Origin of the sequence: Cryobacterium sp. TmT2-59, assembly GCF_004403545.1 — a bacterium.
In the GTDB taxonomy this organism is placed as follows: domain Bacteria; phylum Actinomycetota; class Actinomycetes; order Actinomycetales; family Microbacteriaceae; genus Cryobacterium; species Cryobacterium shii.
The window spans coordinates 1-20,527 of sequence record NZ_SOGM01000035.1; the positions used below are offsets into that span (position 1 = coordinate 1).

General features: G+C 70.0%; 23 protein-coding genes. 18 read left to right on the forward strand and 5 right to left on the reverse strand.

What is annotated here, in order from left to right; genetic code table 11:
• Nucleotides 1-566: NlpC/P60 family protein (locus E3T24_RS17250; RefSeq protein ID WP_174776539.1), on the forward strand; the 566-nt coding region annotated here is incomplete at its 5' end.
• Between the two features lie 122 nt (nucleotides 567-688).
• Here E3T24_RS17250 and ppa read toward each other — a convergent pair.
• Nucleotides 689-1,180: an inorganic diphosphatase gene (ppa, locus tag E3T24_RS05725; RefSeq protein ID WP_134366850.1), complete on the reverse strand. Its 492-nt coding sequence runs from the start codon at nucleotides 1,178-1,180 to the stop codon at nucleotides 689-691.
• Between the two features lie 44 nt (nucleotides 1,181-1,224).
• Between ppa and tilS the strand changes: the two genes are divergently transcribed.
• The 14 genes from tilS to E3T24_RS05795 all read left to right on the forward strand — a co-directional run bounded on the left by tilS (nucleotide 1,225) and on the right by E3T24_RS05795 (nucleotide 13,140).
• The gene (tilS, locus tag E3T24_RS05730) at nucleotides 1,225-2,265 is read left to right on the forward strand and encodes a tRNA lysidine(34) synthetase TilS (RefSeq protein ID WP_134366849.1); all 1,041 of its coding nucleotides are present in this window, start codon (nucleotides 1,225-1,227) and stop codon (nucleotides 2,263-2,265) included.
• Nucleotides 2,246-2,797 (forward strand): hypoxanthine phosphoribosyltransferase, encoded by a 552-nt coding sequence (gene hpt / locus E3T24_RS05735; RefSeq protein ID WP_134366848.1) that lies wholly within the window; start codon nucleotides 2,246-2,248, stop codon nucleotides 2,795-2,797. The genes tilS and hpt overlap by 20 nt, the downstream gene beginning before the upstream one ends.
• Before the next feature lie 97 nt (nucleotides 2,798-2,894).
• Nucleotides 2,895-4,892, forward strand: coding sequence for an ATP-dependent zinc metalloprotease FtsH (ftsH, locus tag E3T24_RS05740; RefSeq protein WP_134366847.1), 1,998 nt, complete (start codon nucleotides 2,895-2,897; stop codon nucleotides 4,890-4,892).
• Nucleotides 4,893-4,901: 9 nt separating this feature from the next.
• Nucleotides 4,902-5,471: a GTP cyclohydrolase I FolE gene (folE, locus tag E3T24_RS05745; RefSeq protein ID WP_134366846.1), complete on the forward strand. Its 570-nt coding sequence runs from the start codon at nucleotides 4,902-4,904 to the stop codon at nucleotides 5,469-5,471.
• Nucleotides 5,472-5,515: 44 nt separating this feature from the next.
• Nucleotides 5,516-6,310, forward strand: a complete 795-nt coding sequence (gene folP / locus E3T24_RS05750) for a dihydropteroate synthase (RefSeq protein WP_134366845.1) — start codon at nucleotides 5,516-5,518, stop codon at nucleotides 6,308-6,310.
• Nucleotides 6,307-6,672 carry a dihydroneopterin aldolase gene (gene folB, locus E3T24_RS05755; protein ID WP_134366844.1) on the forward strand — a complete coding sequence of 122 codons (366 nt, stop codon included), beginning with the start codon at nucleotides 6,307-6,309 and terminating at the stop codon, nucleotides 6,670-6,672. The genes folP and folB overlap by 4 nt, the downstream gene beginning before the upstream one ends.
• Nucleotides 6,669-7,190, forward strand: coding sequence for a 2-amino-4-hydroxy-6-hydroxymethyldihydropteridine diphosphokinase (gene folK / locus E3T24_RS05760; RefSeq protein WP_134366843.1), 522 nt, complete (start codon nucleotides 6,669-6,671; stop codon nucleotides 7,188-7,190). The genes folB and folK overlap by 4 nt, the downstream gene beginning before the upstream one ends.
• A complete protein-coding gene (locus E3T24_RS05765; RefSeq protein WP_134366842.1) occupies nucleotides 7,187-7,657 on the forward strand; it encodes a DUF3180 domain-containing protein in 471 nt (156 codons plus the stop codon). The genes folK and E3T24_RS05765 overlap by 4 nt, the downstream gene beginning before the upstream one ends.
• Complete coding sequence (locus E3T24_RS05770; protein WP_134366841.1) at nucleotides 7,650-8,147, forward strand: PH domain-containing protein; 498 nt, start codon at nucleotides 7,650-7,652, stop codon at nucleotides 8,145-8,147. The genes E3T24_RS05765 and E3T24_RS05770 overlap by 8 nt, the downstream gene beginning before the upstream one ends.
• Nucleotides 8,144-9,706: a PH domain-containing protein gene (locus E3T24_RS05775; protein WP_134366840.1), complete on the forward strand. Its 1,563-nt coding sequence runs from the start codon at nucleotides 8,144-8,146 to the stop codon at nucleotides 9,704-9,706. Before E3T24_RS05770 ends, E3T24_RS05775 begins: the two co-directional genes overlap by 4 nt.
• Nucleotides 9,703-10,482 (forward strand): DUF2520 domain-containing protein, encoded by a 780-nt coding sequence (locus E3T24_RS05780; RefSeq protein ID WP_134366839.1) that lies wholly within the window; start codon nucleotides 9,703-9,705, stop codon nucleotides 10,480-10,482. Before E3T24_RS05775 ends, E3T24_RS05780 begins: the two co-directional genes overlap by 4 nt.
• Before the next feature lie 32 nt (nucleotides 10,483-10,514).
• Complete coding sequence (gene panC, locus E3T24_RS05785; protein ID WP_241978631.1) at nucleotides 10,515-11,384, forward strand: pantoate--beta-alanine ligase; 870 nt, start codon at nucleotides 10,515-10,517, stop codon at nucleotides 11,382-11,384.
• A gap of 12 nt (nucleotides 11,385-11,396) precedes the next feature.
• On the forward strand, nucleotides 11,397-12,938 hold the full coding sequence (gene lysS, locus E3T24_RS05790; protein ID WP_134403054.1) for a lysine--tRNA ligase: 1,542 nt from the start codon (nucleotides 11,397-11,399) through the stop codon (nucleotides 12,936-12,938).
• Between the two features lie 7 nt (nucleotides 12,939-12,945).
• Complete coding sequence (locus E3T24_RS05795) at nucleotides 12,946-13,140, forward strand: hypothetical protein (protein ID WP_134405514.1); 195 nt, start codon at nucleotides 12,946-12,948, stop codon at nucleotides 13,138-13,140.
• Here the strand turns inward: E3T24_RS05795 and E3T24_RS05800 are convergent.
• The gene (locus tag E3T24_RS05800) at nucleotides 13,133-14,389 is read right to left on the reverse strand and encodes an ROK family transcriptional regulator (RefSeq protein ID WP_241978632.1); all 1,257 of its coding nucleotides are present in this window, start codon (nucleotides 14,387-14,389) and stop codon (nucleotides 13,133-13,135) included. The genes E3T24_RS05795 and E3T24_RS05800 overlap by 8 nt on opposite strands.
• 105 nt (nucleotides 14,390-14,494) lie before the next feature.
• Between E3T24_RS05800 and E3T24_RS17255 the strand changes: the two genes are divergently transcribed.
• Together E3T24_RS17255 and cls are read left to right on the forward strand one after the other, a co-directional pair.
• On the forward strand, nucleotides 14,495-14,671 hold the full coding sequence (locus E3T24_RS17255) for a hypothetical protein (protein ID WP_166787168.1): 177 nt from the start codon (nucleotides 14,495-14,497) through the stop codon (nucleotides 14,669-14,671).
• 6 nt (nucleotides 14,672-14,677) lie between these two features.
• Entirely contained in the window at nucleotides 14,678-16,141 is a 1,464-nt protein-coding gene (cls, locus tag E3T24_RS05805; RefSeq protein WP_134366835.1) for a cardiolipin synthase, read from the forward strand.
• Nucleotides 16,142-16,158: 17 nt separating this feature from the next.
• Here the strand turns inward: cls and E3T24_RS05810 are convergent, their stop codons facing one another.
• Nucleotides 16,159-17,031 carry a cytochrome c biogenesis CcdA family protein gene (locus E3T24_RS05810; protein WP_134366834.1) on the reverse strand — a complete coding sequence of 291 codons (873 nt, stop codon included), beginning with the start codon at nucleotides 17,029-17,031 and terminating at the stop codon, nucleotides 16,159-16,161.
• On the reverse strand, nucleotides 17,031-17,765 hold the full coding sequence (locus E3T24_RS05815; protein ID WP_134366833.1) for a thioredoxin domain-containing protein: 735 nt from the start codon (nucleotides 17,763-17,765) through the stop codon (nucleotides 17,031-17,033). Before E3T24_RS05815 ends, E3T24_RS05810 begins: the two co-directional genes overlap by 1 nt.
• Before the next feature lie 68 nt (nucleotides 17,766-17,833).
• On the opposite strand from E3T24_RS05815, the gene E3T24_RS05820 reads away from it, so the two are divergent.
• Complete coding sequence (locus E3T24_RS05820; RefSeq protein ID WP_241976073.1) at nucleotides 17,834-18,598, forward strand: GntR family transcriptional regulator; 765 nt, start codon at nucleotides 17,834-17,836, stop codon at nucleotides 18,596-18,598.
• Between the two features lie 140 nt (nucleotides 18,599-18,738).
• On the opposite strand, the gene E3T24_RS05830 is transcribed toward E3T24_RS05820, so the two are convergent.
• Nucleotides 18,739-19,962, reverse strand: a complete 1,224-nt coding sequence (locus tag E3T24_RS05830) for a hypothetical protein (protein WP_134403053.1) — start codon at nucleotides 19,960-19,962, stop codon at nucleotides 18,739-18,741.
• Nucleotides 19,963-20,527 lie beyond the last annotated feature (565 nt).

A 20,527-nucleotide genomic window follows, 5' to 3' on the forward strand; every position in this document is an offset into this window, starting at 1 on the left:
CGGCCGTCCGTCCGGCGCCGGCCGCCCAGCCGGCTCCCGCTGCGGCTAAGCCGGCTGCTCCGGCTCCGGCTCCTGCGCCGGCTCCGGCTCCTGCTCCTGCGCCGGCACCCGCACCTGCGCCGGCACCTGCGCCGGCACCCGCACCTGCGCCGGCTCAGCCGGCCGCCTCGGCACCGACCCCCAACGCGAGCGCCGTCGACACGGCACTGAACTTCGCCCGTCAGCAGCTCGGCGACCGCTACCAACTGGGCGGATCCGGTCCCGACGTCTGGGACTGCTCCGGCCTGACCAAGGCCGCCTACGGTGCGGCCGGCGTCTACGTCGGGCCGCATTCGGCGACCGCGCAGTACCGCACGATGGCCAACCAGGGCCGGCTGGTGTCGTTCAGCCAGGTTCAGCGCGGCGACCTCGTCTTCTGGGGCGGCGGCGGCGACTACTACCACGTGGCCATCTACGTGGGCGGCGGGCAGGTGCTCGAGGCTCCGGACGTCGGCAAGCCGGTGCGCATCCACAGCATCTGGTCGCCCGGGGACGTAGCCCCGTACGTCGGCCGGCCCACCGGCTGACCCCGACCCCTCATCCGGCCGGCCCTTCTACGCCGAACCGTGAGAAAAGCCCCTTCCCGGACTCCGGGAAGGGGCTTTTCTCACGGTTCGGCGAGTGTGTGTGGGTGTTGGAGGAGCGGAGGCTAGTGGCCCTCGGTCGCCAGCTTCTCGATCCCGTCGCGCACGATCTGGTCGGCTTCGGCGGCGTCGCCCCAGCCCTCGGTCTTGACCCACTTGCCGGGTTCGAGGTCCTTGTAGTGCTCGAAGAAGTGCTCGATTTCCTTGCGCGTGTACTCCGGGATGTCCTTGACATCCTGGATGTGGTCCCAGCGCGGGTCGCCGGCCGGAACGGCGATGACCTTCGCGTCTGAGCCGCCGTCATCCGTCATGTTGAACACGCCGACCGGACGCACGGAGAGCCCGACGCCCGGAAAGAGCGGGAAGTCGAGCAGCACGAGAACGTCGACCGGGTCGCCGTCCAGGCCGAGGGTGTTCTCGAAGAAGCCGTAGTCGGTCGGGTAGACGAAGCTCGTGTAGAGCACCCGGTCCAGGTAGACCCGGCCGGTCTCGTGGTCGACCTCGTACTTGTTACGGCTCCCACGGGGGATTTCGATTACTGCGTCGTATGCGGCCATGGCCTGTTTCTCCCTTGATCAAAGTCTGCCGCTAACGTTACTGGATGGAGTCCCCCCGCCGTCCGAGGCTCAGCCCGGCCATCGCCGATGTGCGGCGGATGGTGCGTGAGCTGCTCCCCGAGGCCGGTCTCGTGCTGGTCGGGCTGAGCGGGGGAGCCGACTCGCTCGCCCTCGCCGCCGCCACCGCCTTCGAGGCGTCGCGCGCCGGCCTGGGCGCCGGGGCGGTCATCGTCGACCACGCGCTGCAGGCCGGCTCGGCCGAGGTCGCCGCCGAGGCGGCCCGTCAGGCCGGTGCGCTCGGCCTCGACCCGGTGCTCACCCTGCGGGTCACCGTCGACGAAGGCGCGGGTGCCGGCGGGCCGGAGGCCTCCGCCCGCCAGGCGCGGTACGCGGCGTTCGACCGGGCGCTGGCGGAGACCGGTGCGAGCCACGTGCTGCTCGGCCACACCCTCGACGACCAGGCCGAGACCGTGCTGCTCGGGCTGGCGCGGGGCTCCGGCCCGACCAGCCTGCAGGGGATGAGCGCCGTCAGCGGGCCGTTCCTGCGGCCGCTGCTGGGCATTCGCCGAGCCGTGACGCGCCGGTTCTGCCTCGACGTCGGACTGACGCCCTGGCAGGACCCCCATAATCTCGATCGAAGATTCGCGCGGGTGCGGGTGCGGCACACCGTGCTGCCGCTGCTCGAGGACGAACTGGGCCCGGGCGTCGCCGAGGCGCTCGCGCGCACGGCCGACCACCTGAGGGAGGACTCCGGCGCCCTGGACGACCTGGCCCGGCAGCGGGCCGAGGAGCTCTGCGAACTAAGTACGGGCGGCGTGCGGCTGGCGGTGAGCGGGCTGGAAGCGAACCCGCCCGCGCTGCGGCAGCGGATCATCCGTTTCGCGGTAGAGCGCGAATTCGGCGCATCCCTGGAACGGGTGCACACGCTGGCCGCGCTTCGGCTGGTCACCGACTGGCACGGACAGAAGGCGCTGGACCTGCCAGGCGTTAGAGTTGTACGGCAGGACGGTTGGCTGATTTTCGCCGCGCCTGGACACACTCCAAGCAAAGGAACATCCCGCTCCCATGGAACCCCGCGACATTGAAGGCGACCTCACCGAGATTCTGATCGATGAGGAGCAGATCCGGGCCAGGCTCGCCGAGCTGTGTCGCGTGATCGAGAAGGACTACGCCGGCAAGGACCTGCTGCTGGTCGGCGTTCTCAAGGGCGCGGTCATGGTCATGGCGGATCTGGCCCGCGAACTCGTGCACCCGATCACGATGGACTGGATGGCGGTGAGCTCCTACGGCTCCGGCACGCAGTCCAGCGGCGTCGTCCGCATCCTCAAGGACCTTGACACCGACCTGCACGGGCGGAACGTCCTGATCGTCGAGGACATCATCGACTCCGGGCTGACGCTCTCCTGGCTGCTCGCCAACCTCAAGTCGCGCGGACCCGAATCCGTCGAGATCTGCGCGCTGCTGCGGAAGCCCGCCGCGGCTCGCGTCGACATCGACGTGAAGTACCTCGGATTCGACATCCCGAACCAGTTCGTCGTCGGCTACGGCCTCGACTTTGACGAGCGCTACCGCAACCTGCGCTCGGTCGGCGTGCTCGCCCCGCACATCTACGCCTGACCCGCACGGAGCGCTGACACCCTGGCGCTGACACACATAGCGCTTTGGGCGAACACACGGTTCCCGCTCAGTGGCGGCAAGGTAGCCTGTGACCACGATGAACGTCAAGAAGCTACTGCGCGGGCCGCTCCTCTACATTCTGCTGGCATTTGTTGCCGTCTGGGTAGGGTCGAGCCTCATTACCATGTCGGGATTCAAAGAGATTTCGACCCAACAGGGGCTCGAGTTCCTCAAGGACGGGAAGGTCTCCGAGGCCAAGATCGTCGACGGCGAGCAGCGCGTCGACCTGACCCTGACCAAGGCCGATCCGAAACTCGGCAGCGAGGTGCAGTTCTACTACGTCGCCCCGCGCGGCGAGGAGATCATCACCGCCGTCACGAACGCAGACCCGAAGAACGGTTTCACCGACGAGGTGCCCAAATCGAGCTGGTTCCTGTCCCTGCTCGGGATCCTGTTGCCGCTGCTGCTGATCGGCGTGTTCTTCTGGTTGATGCTCTCCGGCATGCAGGGAGGGGGCAACAAGGTCATGCAGTTCGGCAAGTCCAAGGCCAAGCTCGTCTCCAAGGAGAGCCCCCAGGTCACGTTCGCGGATGTCGCGGGCGCCGACGAGGCGATCGAAGAACTCGAAGAGATCAAGGACTTCCTCAAGGAACCGGCCAAGTTCCAGGCCGTCGGCGCGCGCATCCCGAAGGGCGTTCTGCTCTACGGCCCTCCCGGCACCGGAAAGACTCTCCTCGCCCGCGCCGTGGCCGGTGAGGCCAACGTGCCCTTCTACGCCATTTCCGGTTCCGACTTCGTCGAGATGTTCGTCGGCGTCGGCGCGAGCCGCGTGCGCGACCTGTTCCAGCAGGCCAAGGAAAATGCCCCGGCCATCATCTTCATCGACGAAATCGACGCCGTCGGGCGCCACCGCGGCGCCGGCATGGGCGGCGGTCACGACGAGCGTGAGCAGACCCTCAACCAGCTCCTGGTCGAGATGGACGGCTTCGACGTCAAGGCCAACGTCATCCTGATCGCTGCGACGAACCGTCCGGACATCCTCGACCCGGCGCTGCTGCGCCCCGGCCGGTTCGACCGTCAGATCGGCGTGGACGCCCCCGACATGCTCGGACGCAAGCGCATCCTCGAGGTGCACTCCAAGGGCAAGCCCATGGCCCCCGGCGTCGACCTCGAGGTGCTGGCCCGCAAGACTCCCGGCTTCACCGGCGCCGACCTGGCCAACGTGCTGAACGAGGCCGCCTTGCTGACGGCCCGCTCCAACGCCCAGCTGATCGACAACCGCGCCCTGGACGAGGCCGTCGACCGGGTGATGGCGGGTCCGCAGCGCCGCAGCCGGGTCATGCGCGACAAGGAAAAACTGATCACCGCGTACCACGAGGGCGGCCACGCGCTGGTCGCGACCGCGATGCGCAACACCGACCCGGTGACGAAGATCACGATCCTGCCCCGCGGTCGCGCCCTCGGCTACACGATGGTGATGCCGGTCGAAGACCGCTACTCCGTCACGCGCAATGAGTTGCTCGACCAGCTCGCCTACGCCATGGGCGGCCGGGTGGCCGAGGAGATCATCTTCCACGACCCCACCACCGGCGCCTCGAATGACATCGAGAAGGCCACGTCCACAGCCCGCAAGATGGTCACCGAGTTCGGGATGAGTTCGGCCGTCGGCCCGCTCAAGCTGGGCCAGGGATCCGGTGAGGTCTTCCTCGGCCGCGACATGGGCCACCAGCGCGACTACTCCGAAAGGGTCGCCGAGAGCGTCGACGCCGAGGTGCGCCAGCTCCTCGAAGACGCGCACGACGAGGCCTACGAGGTGCTGAACACCAACCGGGAGATCCTGGACCGGCTGGCCGCGGCGCTGCTCGAGCACGAAACGCTCGACCAGCACGCGCTGGCCGATATCTTCGAGGGCGTCGTCAAGCTCCCGACCCGGCCGCAGTGGCTGTCCAGCGACAAGCGCCCCGTCTCCGACCAGCCTCCCATCCCGATGCCGGCACCCAAGATCTCCGCCCCGACCGGCGTGCTCGACGGCGACGCCGTCGCGAGCAAGCCGGCCCGCACGCCGGCCCGCAGCCCCCGTCCCGCCACCGCCTAGGTCGCGCCGGTGGCAGTAGACAGGGCGCGGATCGAAGCCGCGGTCGCCGAGATCATCGCCGCAATCGGCGAGGATGTCGCCCGGCCGGGGCTCGAGGCGACGCCCCGGCGGGTAGCGGAGTCCTACGCTGAATTCTTCGCGGGGCTCGACGTCGACCCGGTCGACCACCTGCGCGACACCATCCCGGTGGGACCCCACACGGGCGAGCTCGTGCTGCTGCGGGACATCGCCTTCCGGTCGGTCTGCGAACACCACCTGCTGCCGTTCCTCGGCACCGCCCACCTCGCCTACCTGCCCGACGAACGCGTCGTCGGGCTGGGCAAGCTGCCCGCCGTGGTCGACACCCTGGCCACCCGGCCCCAGCTGCAGGAGCGGCTGACCGAGGAAATCGCCGAGGCCCTGCACACGGGGCTCCGGCCGCGCGGGGTGCTCGTGGTCCTCGACGCCGTGCACGGCTGCGTGACCGCCCGCGGCCCGAGGCAGTCCGCCAGCTCGACCGTCACCATGGCCAGCCGCGGCGAGCTGTCCGAGCCCGCCGCGCGCGCCGAGATCATGGCCCTGATCGGGGCCGGGCGGTGACGCCCCCGCATTCGTCGGCGCCGGCCCCGCCGAGGACCCTGGTGATGGGGGTGCTCAACGTCACCCCGGACTCCTTCAGCGACGGCGGGAAGTGGGCCTCCACGGATGCCGCCATCGCCCACGCCCTCGCGCTCACGGGCGAGGGGGCCGATTTGATCGATGTGGGCGGCGAGTCCACTCGCCCCGGCGCCGGCCGCGTCTCGCCCGCCGAGGAGCAATCCCGGATCATCCCGGTGATCACCGAACTGGCCCGCCAGGGTCTCCGGATCAGTGTGGACACCCTCAACTCCGGCACCGCCGCGGCGGCCGCCGCCGCCGGCGCGAGCGTCATCAATGACGTCTCCGGGGGACTGGCCGACCCGGTGATGGCATCCGTCGCTGCGGACAGCGGGCTCACCTACGTGGCCATGCACTGGCGCGGACACGCCCGGAAGATGGACGCGCTGGCCCGGTACGGCGATGTCGTCGCCGACGTGCGCGCCGAACTCTCCGCCCGGGTGGAGGCGCTCACCGAGGCCGGCGTGCTGCGGGGCAACATCGTGCTCGACCCCGGTCTGGGCTTCTCGAAACTGCCCGAGCACAACTGGCAACTGCTCGCGCACCTGACGTCCTTCGCCGACCTGGGGCTTCCCGTGATGGTGGGCGCGTCCCGGAAACGGTTCCTGGCCGGGGCGCTCCCCGCCGACGTCGGCCTCTCCGAGCGCGACCTGCCGACCGCGGTGGTCAGCGTGCTGGCGGCCCAGGCCGGCGCCTGGGCGGTTCGCGTGCACGACGTCGCGGCGACGCGCACGGCACTGAACGTGCTCGCACTGGTCGACTCGGCCACAATGGAACTATGAGAAGCGACTCCATCACGTTGACCGGGCTCCGAGTCAACGCGCATCACGGCGTCTACGACTTCGAGCGTGAGAACGGTCAGGACTTCGTCATCGACGTGACGGTCTGGCTCGACCTGCAGCGGGCCGCGGCGTCCGACGACGTGACCCAGACCATCCACTACGGCGAACTCGCCGTCGAGGTCACCGATGCAGCCCGGCACAACCCGGTCGACCTGATCGAAACCGTGGCCGAGCGCATCGCCGCCGTGGTCCTGGCCCACGACGTGGCCGAGCGGGTGCAGGTGACGGTGCACAAGCCGCAGGCGCCGATCTCCGTGCCGTTCACGGATGTCGCGGTGCAGATCCTGCGGACCCGCGAATGAGCGGGCAGCCGGCGCTGCTGGCCCTCGGGAGCAACCTCGGCGACCGGGCGGCCACCCTCGCGGCGGCCGTGAACGAGCTGGCCGGGATTCACGGGCTCGAGCTGACCGCCGTGTCCCCGGTGTACGAATCGGTCGCGGTGAAGCCGCACGGCGTCGACGAGAACGCGCCCCGGTACCTCAACCTGGTGGTGGGCATCCGTTACGACGGCGACCCGCACACCCTGCTGGACGCCGTGAACGCCATCGAGAACGACCACGGCCGGGTGCGCGCCGAGTGGTGGGGTGATCGCACCCTGGACATCGACATCATCGCCTTCGACGACCTCGAAATCGATGACGCCCGCCTGACCCTCCCGCACCCTCGGGCCTGGGAGCGCGACTTCGTGCTGGCCCCGTGGCTGGACCTCGACCCCGAGGCCGTCCTGCCGGGGCACGGCACGGTGCGCGCGTTGCTCGCCGCCGTCGGCTCCACGGTGCGGCCCTACCGTCTGCCGCACGACATCGGCGGCGCCCGGTGAAGCGCACCCGCGCGACACCCGTCATCGCCCTGACCATGCTGGGCCTGGTCGTCGGCTTCCTGGTCGAAATCACCTCGGCGGCGACCGGGGCCGCGATGGTCCTGCCCCCGGCCACGCTGCCGGTGGCCCTGGTCGGCATCGCCATCGCCGTGGTGGCGCTGGCGTGGCCGATCCGGCAGGCGACCCGGGGCAAGGTGCGCCGGCACGTCAACCCCTTCCTCGCCATGCGCGTTGCCGTCCTGGCGAAGGCCTCAGCGCTGAGCGGGGCGCTGATGCTCGGCTTCGGCCTCGGCATCGTGCTCTACGCCCTGACCCGGTCCGTGATGCCGGCGGCAACGTCGGTCTGGTCCGCACTCGGGATGGCGCTCGGGGCCGCGATCCTGCTGACCCTCTGTCTCGTCGCCGAGCACTTCTGCACGCTCCCCCCGGACGACGAGGACGACGAGCAGGGCGGAATACGTGCCTGAGACCGCCGGACGACTGGACCTGCCCGAGGCGGGTGAGTGGAAGCGCGTCTCGCCCAGGTACGTGGTGGTGGAGATCGTCGGGACGGTGCTCTTCGGCCTGGCCCTGTGCGCCGCAGCCTCCGCGCTGTGGCTGGTCGCGGACGTGCAGTGGGCGCCGTACCTGCTCGCGGCCATCATCGTGATCACGGCGGTCACGGTCGCGTTCGAACCGCGCCGGGTGCGCGCCATCGGCTACCAGCTGCGCCAGGACGACCTGCTCTTCCGGCGGGGCATCATGTTCACCCGGTTCGTGTCGGTTCCCTACGGGCGGATGCAGCTGGTCGACATCACCCGCGGACCGATCGCGCGCCGGCTGGGACTCGCCGACCTCAAGTTCGTGACGGCCGCCGCCTCTTCCGGAGTCCTCATCCCCGGGCTCACCGAGGCGGATGCGGAGAGCCTGCGCGACGCTCTCGTCGAACTGGCCGAGAGCCGTCGGGCCGGACTGTGACCGAGCTGGCCGACGGGGAGTGGCACCGGCTGCACCCGGCCAGCCCCCTGCTGCGCGGCGGAATCTTCATCGTCGCGGTGCTCGGCTTCATCGTCGCGAACCTGCGCGAACGCCTGGTCGACTTCTTCCTGGGGGTTCCACGCTACGGCGGTGACCCGATCGACGAGATCCTCGAGCGCGGCGCCGTCGGCTGGGCCCTGCTCGGACTCACGGCCGTGCTGATCGCGATCCTGGCGGGCTTCTACCTGTCCTGGCGCATGCACACCTTCCGGGTCACCGGCGAGGTGGTCGAGGTGCGCAGCGGCCTGGTCTTCCGCAGCAACCGCCGTGCCCGCCTCGACCGGATCCAGGGCGTCAACATCGTGCGCCCCTTCGTGCCGCGCCTGTTCGGAGCCGCGAAGCTCGAGGTGAGCGTGGCCGGCCAGGACGCGAACGTGCAGCTCGCCTACCTGGGGTCGGCCAACGCGGACCAGCTGCGCCGGGACATCCTTCGCCTCGCGTCAGGTCTGCGGCAGCCCGCGCCGGTGCAGCCGGGCGCCGCCGCTCCCCTCGAGGGTGCCGCCGCCGTGGTCCCCGGCGCGGGAACCCCGGCCGGGCTCGGCGCGTTCGCCGCCCACCGGGCCGCCGACTTCTTCGCTCCCGAGCTTGACCCCGACGCGGCGCCGCCGGAATCCGTCGTGCGGATCCCGCCCGGACGGCTGATCGGCTCCGTCCTCTTCAGCAGGTTCACGGTCTTCCTGGTCCTGGCGGCCATCGCCCTGGCCGTCTTCGGCTGGACCGCCGACACCGGCGGCTGGCTGCTCGTGGTCATCCTGCCGGGCCTGATCGCGAGCGTCAGCTTCTACTTCTCCCGCGTCACCAGGTCGCTGCGCTACAGCATCGCCGGCACCGCCGACGGCGTGCGGGTCGGGTTCGGCCTGCTGACCACCAGCAACGAGACCCTGCCGCCGGGCCGCATCCACGCCATCCGTGTCTCCCAGCCCATCCTCTGGCGCCCGTTCGGCTGGTGGCAGGTGCACATCAACACGGCCGGCCACTCCACGAACAAGGGCGCCGGCGGCGAGGCCGACACCACGACGCTGCCGGTGGGCACGCTCGCCGACGTCGCCCGGGTACTCGAACTGATCCTGCCGGGGTTCGACTCCGCGCCTCAGCAGGCCCTGATCGAGCGGGGGCTCCGCTCCACGGGGGGCGACGACGGCTTCACGAACGCGCCGCGCCGCGCCGCCTGGCTGCTGCCGTTCTCCTGGCGCCGCACCGGCTACGCCCTCTCCGAGGGGGTCGCCCTGCTCCGCCGCGGCGTGCTCTCCCGGGAGCTGATCCTCGTTCCTCTGGCCCGGCTGCAGAGCGTGGGCATCAACCAGGGCCCGGTCGAACGGATGCTGCGCCTCGCCTCCGCGCGCCTGCACACCGTCGCCGGACCGGTGGTGGCGACCCTCAGCGTGCTCGACGCGGGCGAAGCCGTGGCGTTGTTCGAGCAGGTCTCGTCCGGAGCGATCACGTCCGCCCAAGCGGACACCACCCACCACTGGAACCTCCCGAACGGAGCCCTCGAATGAGCCAGCGTCCCGGCCGCCTCGGAATCGGCATCATCGGGGCCGGCCACGTCGGCCCCATCCTCGGCGCCGCCCTCGCCGGCGCCGGCCACGCCATCGTCGGAATCTCCGCGATCTCCCAGGCCAGCCGCGACCGGGCGGAGGCCATCCTTCCGTTCGTGCCGATCCTCAGCGTGCCCGAACTGGTCGAGCGCAGCGAACTGGTCATCATCGCGGTACCGGACGCCCAGCTGGAGAGCCTGGTCAGCGGGCTCGCCGCAACCGGCACCTGGCAGGCCGGACAACTCGTGCTGCACACCTCGGCGCGCTACGGCACCGCGGTGCTGGCGCCGGCGCAGGCCGGCGGCGCCATCCCCCTGGCCATTCACCCGGCCATGAGCTTCACCGGCACCAGCATCGACCTGGCCCGTCTGGCCGACACCTACTTCGCCGTGACCGCGCCGACCCCGGTGCTGCCGATCGGGCAGGCCCTCGTCGTGGAGATGGGCGGCGAGCCCGTGATCGTCGCGGAGGCCGACCGGGCCCGGTACGCCGAGGCCGTGGAGACCGCGACCGCGTTCTCCACCTCGATCGTGGAGCAGGCCACCGGGCTGCTCTCGGGGATCGGGATCGAACATCCGGGGGCCGTGATCGCCCCCCTGATGCGCTCGGCGATGGAGAATGCGCTGGCCCGCACCAGCCCCGACCGGCTCGACCTCTCGCACCTCGAGGGGCTCGGGGGTCCGGCCGGACTCGACCCCCCTGACCGGCCCGACGACCGCGACGATTTCGACGAATGATTCAACCGCAACACACCGGAGGACGAGTGAACGTGCTCACCACACCAGAAGTAATCACCAGCATCGACGAGTTGCGGAGCCGCTTGGCCTCCGCACGGGAGCGGGCCGTTCCCGGCGACGCGCGGATCGTCCTGGTGCCGACCATGGGCGCCCTGCACGCCGGCCACCTGACCCTGGTGCGCCGCGCCCGCAGCCGGGGGGACATCGTCGTGGTCTCCATTTTCGTGAACCCGCTGCAATTCGGGGCGGGAGAGGACCTGAACACCTACCCGCGCACCCTGGACGCGGACGTCGCCGCCCTGGCCGCGGAGGGCGTTGACTTCGTCTTCGCCCCGACCAGCCAGGTGATGTACCCGGCGGGCGCAGCCTCCACCCGGGTCACCGCCGGCGCCGTGGGCGCGCTGTACGAGGGCGCCGCGCGCCCCGGCCACTTCGACGGCATGCTCACCGTGGTGGCGAAGCTGTTCAACATCGTCGGCCCCGACCTGGCCGTCTTCGGCCAGAAGGATGCCCAGCAGGTCTTCCTGGTCGAACGGATGCTGGCCGACCTCGACTTCCGGCTCGCCCTCGAGATCGTGCCGATCGTGCGCGAAGAGGGCGGACTGGCCCTCTCCAGCCGCAACCGCAACCTCGATCCCGCCCAGCGCCTGGCCGCACGGTCGCTGAGCGCCGGTCTCGACGCGGCGGCATCCGCTGCCCCCCAGGGCGTCGCCGCCGCGCTGGCCGCGGCCCACGCGCGGATCGACGTTCAGCCGCTGGTTAAACTGGACTATCTCGTTGTCGTGGATCCGCGGACTTTCCTTCCGGTCGGCGCCGACCACGTCGGGCCGGCCCGGATGCTGGTCGCGGCGCTGGTCGGGAACACCCGACTGATCGACAACGTGGCCCTGGACATCCCCTAGACGGAGAACCGCATGAGCGAGCAGCAGAACCCCGAACCGACCGACGCCGAGAACGCCGCGGCAGCCGCAGCAGCGGAGGCCGAAAGCAACGAGCAGAAGCTCGTGCGCCTGGCCAAGCGTGACCGCTTGAACGCCGCCGCGACCGGCCCCGGCGGGGGTGCCTACCCGGTGTCGGTGCCCGTGACCGACACGATCCCGGCCGTCCGCGCGCGCTTCGGCGACCTCGAAGCGGATGCCGTCACCGGCGTCACCGTCGGCCTCGCCGGCCGCGTCGTGCACCTGCGCAACACCGGAAAGCTCTGCTTCGCCAGTCTCCAGTCCGGCGACGGCACCCGCATCCAGGTCATGGTCTCCCTCAGCGAGGTGGGCGAGGAGTCCCTCGCCGCCTGGAAGGACCTCGTCGACCTGGGCGACCACCTGTTCGTCTCCGGCGAGGTCATCTCCTCCCGCCGCGGTGAGCTGTCGATCATGGCGGCGGAGTGGCAGGTCGCCGCGAAGGCGCTGCTGCCGCTTCCCAACCTGCACACCGAGCTCAGCGAGGAGACCCGGGTGCGCAGCCGGTACCTCGACCTGATCAGCCGCGAACAGGCCCGCCGCAGCGTCGTGCAGCGCTCGCAGACGGTCGCGAGCCTGCGCCGCACCTTCACCGAGCGCAATTTCATCGAGATCGAGACGCCGATGCTGCAGGTCATGCACGGCGGCGCATCCGCCCGCCCCTTCACGACGCACAGCAACGCGTTCGACACGGACCTGTACCTGCGGATCGCCCCCGAGCTGTTCCTCAAGCGAGCCGTCGTCGGCGGCATCGACCGGGTCTATGAGATCAACCGCAACTTCCGCAACGAGGGCGCCGACTCCACCCACTCGCCCGAGTTCGCGATGCTCGAGGCCTATGAGGCATACGGCGACTACAACTCCATCGCCGACCTCACCCAGACCCTGATCCAGGATGCCGCGCTGGCCATCGCCGGCTCGCATGTGGTGACCTGGGCCGACGGCACCGAGTTCGACCTCAGCGGCGACTGGGACCGGATCGGCATGTACGACAGCCTGTCCGCGGCCGTCGGCTACCTCATCTCATCCGAAACCCCGCTCGCCGAGCTCCAGACGCTGGCCGACCGGGAGGGCCTGGAGATCGACCACCCCATCCACGGCAAGTACGTCGAGGAACTGTGGGAGCACTTCGTGAAGGGCGGACTGACCCGCCCCACGTTCGTGATGGACTTCCCGATCGACACCAGCCCGCTCGTGCGCGGCCACCGGGAGACCGCCGGCGTGGTCGAGAAGTGGGACCTCTACGTGCGCGGCTTCGAACTGGCCACCGGCTACTCCGAGCTCGTCGACCCGGTCGTGCAGCGGGAGCGCTTCATCGAGCAGGCCCGTCTCGCGGCCGGCGGAGACCCGGAGGCGATGCGCCTGGACGAGGAATTCCTGCGCGCCCTCGAGTACGGGATGCCGCCCACCGGCGGCATGGGCATGGGCATCGACCGCCTGCTGATGGCGTTGTCCGGCCTCGGCATCCGGGAGACCATTCTGTTCCCGTTGGTGAAATGATGGACGCATGAGCATCACGCCCTCCGACACGCCGAACCCCCACACGCCCGCCTCCGGCACCCCCGAGCCCGGCGAGCCCACCGAATCCGGCGGGCCCCGGCGGAACGGGCCCTCGCGGAACCGGATCGTGGTCTGGATCATCGGCGGCGGCATCGGCCTGTACCTGGTCGTCACCGGCCTCTACGGCATCCTGGTCAAATAGGAAGTCGCCGCGCCCGCGGGGCGGTCTGCCCGGCGGAGTGCGGGGCGAGCTCCTGGTGCAGGATGAGGGCGGCCGCGCCGACGGCGGCGGCGTCTGCGACGTGGGCGGAGAGGCGCACCTGCACGCGGTGCCGCGCCCGGGCGAAGAACCCCTCCGCCAGGCGGCGCTCGGCCGCAACGAGGTAGAGCGGGCCGGCCGTGGCGAAGGAGGGGCCGGCCAGCACGATCGAGTCCAGGTCGAGGATGTTGGCGACCGCGACGATGGCCGTGGCCAGGTGGTCGGCCGACCGGGTGATCAGCTCCAGGGCGAACGGGTCGCCGTCGACGGCGGCCGCGGCGACGAGCTCGAAGTCGAGGAACGGGTCTTCCTCGGGGGACAGCTCAACGGCCGACCGGCGTCCCTCGGCGAGACCGGCCCGCGCGCTGGCCGCGATCGCCTTCGGCCCGGCGAGGTCCTCCACGGTGGCTCCCGGTCCCGCCCCGTCGGGGGCGCTCACCCAGAGCTGGCCGATCTCGCCGGCGTTCGAGCTGGCGCCGCGGTAGACAGTGCCGCCGAGCACGATGCCCGATCCGATCCCGGCGCCCATGTAGACCGTGCAGTGCGCCGCCGTGCCGGCGATGGAGCCGCTCCAGAACTCGCCGATGGCAGCCGCGGTCGCGTCATTGTCGATGGTGACCGGAAACCCGGTCGCGCGCCGGACCGCGTCTCGGATCGGGAAGTCGCGCCAGGCCGCCAGGGTCGGAGGGGCGAGCAGGCTCCCGGAATCAAGGTCCAGCGGGCCCGGGGCCGCGATCCCGATGCCGACCACGCGGCCGGGCGCGACGCCCAGCCCGGTGAGGAGCGCGTCGACCTGGGCGGCCATCCGTGCCACCGTGAGGTCGGGATCGCTAGGCCCGACCCCACGGATGCGGGTGCCTCCCACCAGAGCCCCGCTCAGGTTCGTGACCACGAAGGTGATGAAGTCCGCGCCGAGCTGGATTCCGACGGCGAAGCGGGCGTCCGGGTCGACCTCGAGCAGCACCCGCGGCTTGCCGCCGGTGGACTCGCTCCTGCCGGCCTCCCGCACCAGGCCCTCCCGGATCAACTGCCGCACCACGGTGGACATGGTCGCCTGGGTGAAACCCGTGCGTTCGGCCAGTTCGACCCGGCTGATCGGCCCCGCCGACCGGATCAGATCGAGGACCAGGCCGCGGCTCGTGGCGGTCGTCAACGCCGCGCGGGGCTTCGGTATCCGTCCTCCTTCTGGCACCGGGCAAGCTTAGCCATCAACACTTCACAAAGCCCCCGGGTCGAGCCGAACAGCCCCGTGGACCTGTGCCCTCGCCCACCGTTTTCCCGTATCGTTGGAGGGACTATGGACAACTTCTGGGTCAGCGCATTCTGGTCGCTCCTGCCCACCATTCTGGTCGGGCTCATTTTCTGGGTGATCATGCGGTCCATCCTGCGTGCCGACCGAACGGAACGTAAGGTATACGCCCGGATCGAGGCGGAAGAGCGCGCCAAGCTCGGGCTCGACAAGCCGGTCACCTAGCACCGCATGTTCGGCATCGATGTCTCGACCGTCATCCTGGTGATCGCCCTGGTGGTCGATTTCGCCATCCGTGTCGTTGCGATCATCGTCGTGCCCCGCAACCGACGGCCGACCTCCGGGATGGCCTGGCTGCTCGCGATCTTCTTCCTGCCGTTCATCGGCGCACTGCTCTTCCTGATGATCGGCTACCGTACCCTGCCGAGGAAGCGCCTGGAGATGCAGGAGGAGATCAACCAGTTCATCCTCGACAGCACCGAGGGCATCGACCAGGTGCGCCGCGACCATCCGTGGCCGCCGTGGCTGGAATCGGTCGTCGAACTCAACCGCACGCTGGGGTCCATGCCGCTGGTCGGCGGCAACGAGGCCCGGCTGCTCGGTGACTACGAGGGCACTTTCGCCGAGATGGTCACCGACATCGACCAGGCACGCAATTTCGTGCACGTCGAGTTCTACATTTTCTCGCTCGACAGGACCACGGCGCCGTTCTTCGACGCCCTCGAGAACGCGGTCAAGCGCGGCGTCACGGTGCGCGTGCTGATGGACCACATCCAGTCCATGCGGAAGCCCGGCTACCGGGCGACGCTGAACCGGCTCACCGCCTCCGGAGTGAAGTGGGAGCTGCTGCTGCCGCTGCAGCCGCTGAAGGGCAAATGGCAGCGTCCCGACCTGCGCAACCATCGCAAGCTGCTGATCGTGGACGGCACGGTCGGGTACATGGGGTCACAGAACGTCATCGACCGCAGCTACAACATGCCCGCCAACATCCGTCGCGGACTGCAGTGGAAAGACCTCATGACACGGGTCGAGGGGCCGATCGTCTCCGGACTCAACGCGATCTTCATCACGGACTGGTACAGCGAGACGAACGACCTGCTCACCCGCGATATCCAGCCGGTGTCGACCGAGGTCGTTCCGCATTCGCTGGACTGTCAGGTGGTGCCCAGTGGGCCCGGGTTCGAGGGCGAGAACAACCTGCGGCTGTTCCTGGCGCTGCTCTACTACGCCCAGGACAGCATCATCATCACGAGCCCGTACTTCGTGCCGGACGAATCGATCCTGTACGCGATCACGACCGCGACCCAGCGCGGGCTGAACGTGGAACTGTTCGTGTCCGAGGTCGCCGACCAGGCCCTCGTCTACCACGCGCAGCGCTCCTACTACGAGGAACTCCTGCGGGCCGGCGTGAAGATCTTCATGTACAAGGCGCCGTACGTGCTGCACGCCAAGCACTTCACGATCGACGACGAGGTGGCCGTGATCGGGTCGAGCAACATGGACATGCGCTCGTTCAGCCTCAACTTCGAGGTGTCGATGATGGTGCGCGGCCGCTCATTCGTGCAGCAACTGCGCGCGGTGCAGGACGGCTACCGCGCCGACAGCCGCGAACTGACCCTCGAGGAGTGGATGAAGCAGCCGCTGCGCTCCACGGTGCTCGACAACCTCGCCCGGCTGACCTCCGCGGTGCAGTAGGAGCCCCTTGGCACTCGTCACCGGGCGATCGGCTCTGCTGATCGCCCGGGTTCGGCCTGCTCTGTGGCTCGCGCCGGAGCTGCCGGTTGCCGGCCGCGCACGAAGAAGATCACGGCGATGATGATCAGTGCCACGATGGCCGCCAGGCCGAAGACGAGATTGGAGACGCCCGAGGAGGCGTTCAGCACGAAGGACTCGGCGGCGAACTGCTCGCCGATGGTCAGGATGCCACCGAGTCCGGCCGTGCCCTCGGTCAGCAGGAGGAGTGCTCCGATTCCGATCGAGAGCAGGCCGGACACGACCAGCAGCCACGAATTCTGCCAGCGTCCGATCCGCACCATTCGCGGCCGCAGCCAGCCGCGCTCCGCGATCCTCAGGCGGTTCCAAACCAGCGCCAGCACGAACAGGGGCACGGTCATTCCCAGCGCATAGATCGCCAGCAGGATGCCGCCGTAGGCGGCGTTTCCGCCGACGGCGGCAACCGTGAGGACCGATCCGAGAATGGGGCCCGCGCACACCCCGGCCACCCCGTAGACCGATCCCAGGAGGAAGACCGAGGCCGAGGAGGTGCCCTCACCGCCCCCGTCCCTGGCGAACGCCGGAAGCCTGATGCCGATGAGCTGGACCAGTCCGAGGGCGATCACGAGGGATGCGGCGACGGCCACGAACCCGGCGCGGTTCTGCGTCAAAAACGCTCCGAGCGTGCCGGCGAGGACACCGATCGGCACGAGTGTGGTGATCAGCCCCAGGTAGAAGAGTCCCGTGCGGGCCAGGAGCTTCGTCGGCGTCGAGAACGCGTAGGCGAAGAACGCGGGAAGGAGCAGGACCGAGCAGGGGCTGAGCAGGGTCAGGACCCCGCCGATCAGCGCGCCGGCGTAACCGATATCCATTATTCGGCGGCTTCGGCGAGTTCTCGATCAATGGCCTGGCGGAAGGCCTCGACGGGTTGGGCGCCGGAAATGGGCGTGTCGTTGACGAGAAACAGCGGTGTTCCGGTCGCGCCGAACGAGCGAGCCTCGTCGGTGTCCCTGGTGACAGCCGCCAGTAGCGCGGGGTCGGCCAGGTCGCTCTCGAAACGAGCCATGTCAGGCACTCCGATGTCGCGGCCGATCTGGAGCAGACGCTCCCGCGGCAGGGCGAGGTGGGCTCTCTCGGGGGCATCCCGGAACGTCGCCTCGTTGAACTCCCAGAACAGGCCCTGCGCCCCGGCTGCCCGTCCCGCAACGGCGGCGTCAATGGACTCCTGGCCGAAGACCGTGAGATCCCGCCATTCGATGCGCACCTGGCCCGAATCAACATATTCGCCGATGAGCAGCGGGAGGGTCTCTCGGGCGAAGACGGCGCAGAACGGGCAGCGGTAGTCCGAATACTCGACCAGCACCACCGGGGCATCCGTGTCACCCCGCGCCGTCGGATCGCCGTCAATTCGACGGGACATGTCGAAGGCCGGTTCGGAGCCTTGCTCGTCGGCGCCGGCTGGGGGCGATGCCTGCTCTGCCGTGCCGGACTGGGCCGCGAAGCCGACCCCGAGGACGACTACAATCGCGACAGCGCCGGCGATCAGGTAGACAAGGCCGCGTCGGCGGGAGCCCGACGACGCGTTCTTGGGTTGCGCAGATGCCATGGTCGTCGCCCTCCCGGATTTTGATGAGACATTTACAATGTATAGACATTTAGTGAGAAAGGACAGCCGTGGCAGCACCTGCCCAGCCAGGCGCACGCGCTCATGATCCGTCTGAATCGGCCCCGCGCAGGCCGCTCTGGGAGAGCATCGGCGCGGACCTCGCGGTTCGCGTTGCCCGGGGAGAATTCGCGGACGGATTCCCCGGTGAGCTGGAACTGGCCGCGACCTATGGCGTCAGCCGGGGTACGATCCGCAGCGCCCTTCGCCCGCTCAGGGAGACGGGGTCGGTTACCGCTCAGAGGGGCAGGAAGCCCCGGGTGATCGTGGGCGGCCTGGGCAGCGCCTTCGGCCCGGTCTACAGCCTGTTCGCATCCGTGCAGGAATCCGGGATGACCCAGCGCAGCGTTGTTCTGGAGCGCCGGCTGGTCACCGATCCGGCCGTCGCCGAACGCCTCTCGCTGCCGCCGGCCCAGGAGTTGTTCAAATTGTCTCGATTGCGTCTCGCAGACGAGGAGCCGTTCGCGGTCGATCACGTCTGGCTCCCCGCTGACCGGGTCCGCCCGCTCCTGAGCGTCGACTTCGCCGCAACCGCGCTCTACAAGGAGCTGCGCGAGCGATGTGGCATCACCGTGGACGGCGGGGTTGAGGAGCTACGCGCCGACACCGCCTCGGCTCTGGACGTCGAACGTCTCGGCTGCGCCCCCGGAGCCCCTATTTTTCGGATCGAGAGAATCGGCTACCAGCGCGGAGCCGCCGTTGAACTGCGTTGCAGCCACATTCTGGGCGAGCGGTACTCCGTGACCGCCACCTTCGGGGCGGGCGTGCCCTCGTAGGCCGATGTGCAGTGCCGTGCCGGGTGCGGGCTAGTCGACGTCGTCGCGGCTGGGCGGGGGCGGCCCGGAGCCGACGGCCTCTGAGCCCACCGGCCCCGCTCCAACCGTGACACCCTCAGCCGGTATTTCGGCCGTCTCGGTCAGGTCGGTCGGTTCCGTCGGCGCGTCGGGAGTGAGGGGCGGCACCTCGTCCGGCGGGCGCTGCAGCAGCTCGAGCAGCAGCACCACCAGAAGGGCGAGCACGCGGTCCAGATGATCACGGCCGGGGTGAGCGGTCGCCAGAAGATCGCGACCGCGGCGGCCGCCACGCCGACCGCTGCCCGGATGTAGCGCCGGGCCCGGTAGAGCCAGACGCCAGCCCGCCCGGTGGTCACGCCGCTCCGCGCGGCGGAGCCGCGCAGGCTTCGGGCCCCGTCGCGGGTCAGGCGACGAACGGCGATCGCCCCGCGGAACGGGCCGGCCAGGTACGCGACCACGGCGACGGTCACCGCGGCCAGGCCCACCGACAGCGCGGTGGCGTACACGAGCGGCACGAGCGGCACGAGCGCGTCATAGACGGTGCCGGCGAGGTCGGCCGGCAGATCGGCGGGCGATATAGCGTTGACGAAGAGGATGCGGCCGACGGAGATCCCCGCGGCCAGCAGAGCCATCGAGAGACCGAGAGTCACGCCCGCCCAGATCAGGGCGCGCGACTTGCGCCTGGCCACGAGCACGCCGGCGGCGATCAACAGCAGGCTCACCCAGGGCAGCACGGCGCCGAGAACGTCGAGGAGCTGGTACGCGGTTCGGGCCTGCACGAGGGCATCCGCCTGCGCGATCGGGATCGTGCGATCGACCTCCGGGATGTTCGCGGCCAGGCCGAAGCCCTGCGCCACAAGCTGCTTCTTCACCTCGGCGATGATCGGCCCGAGCTGGATCCCGACCTCGCCGGTGCCGCTGATCACGAGCGCGGAGGAGGTCTCGCCCTCCAGCGCCGCGACGATCTGGGTGTGGCTGAGCCGCAGGGCTTCCTCCCAGACCTGCGCGAACGCATCCGAGGTGACGACCCGCTCGGCGCCGGAACGGATGAGGGATTCCACTCCGCGCACGGCCGGCGCCTCCAGCAGGGCGAGGGCGTCCTGCGCCCGGGGCGGCAGGTTGAGGCTCGAGAGCCCGTCGAAGAGGTCTTTCGTCACCCCCTGGATATCGACCTTCTCGTCGACGACGGTGACGATCTCATCGACCAGGTAGGCCTGGAATGCGGGATCGTCGGCCAGCGGCGCAACGGTGGCCACGAACGTGTTGGTGTCAGTCACCACGTTGCGGGTCCAGTGGGCCACCACGGCGACCGGCGCCAGCAGAACGCCGACGGTGACCAGCAGCACCGCCAGGAACGCGCGCCATCGGTGGCGGGAAGGGGGAGGAGTGCGGGGGGGCGGCGAGGCCGGGAAGGGGAACGGTCTCTGCGCCGGCCGCCGCGGCGGCCTCTGCGGCGTCGAGGTGCTCTCGCAGCCGCGCATTCTCGGATGACAGCCGGGCCAGCGCCGCTTCCGTGCTTTCCGCCGCAGCCGTGCTTTCCGCTTCGGGACTTCCGGTCCGGTCCACTGCCTCCGCCTCTCGCCTGCGATTGTCACGGCCCCCCGGGGCGCGTTCCCCACCACCGTTCGGAGTCATTATTGCGCTCGCCGGTCGATGCGTAAGGAGCGCGCGGCCGGCCGCGGCGGCGGGTACCTATGAGCCGCGACGGCGGGTGCCTATGAGCCGCGACGGCGGGTGCCTCGGCGGGTGCGCGGCGACATCCGTCACGCCTGCCCATGTCGCCCGCCCCCTGCCCACGCCGCACCCCTGCCCATGCCGCCCCCCGTACCCGCGCACCGCCGAGCTCGCCACTTCCGGTCGAGTTCGCCCGGCATGCCTGGCGAACTCGGCCGCAACGGTCGAACTCGGCGA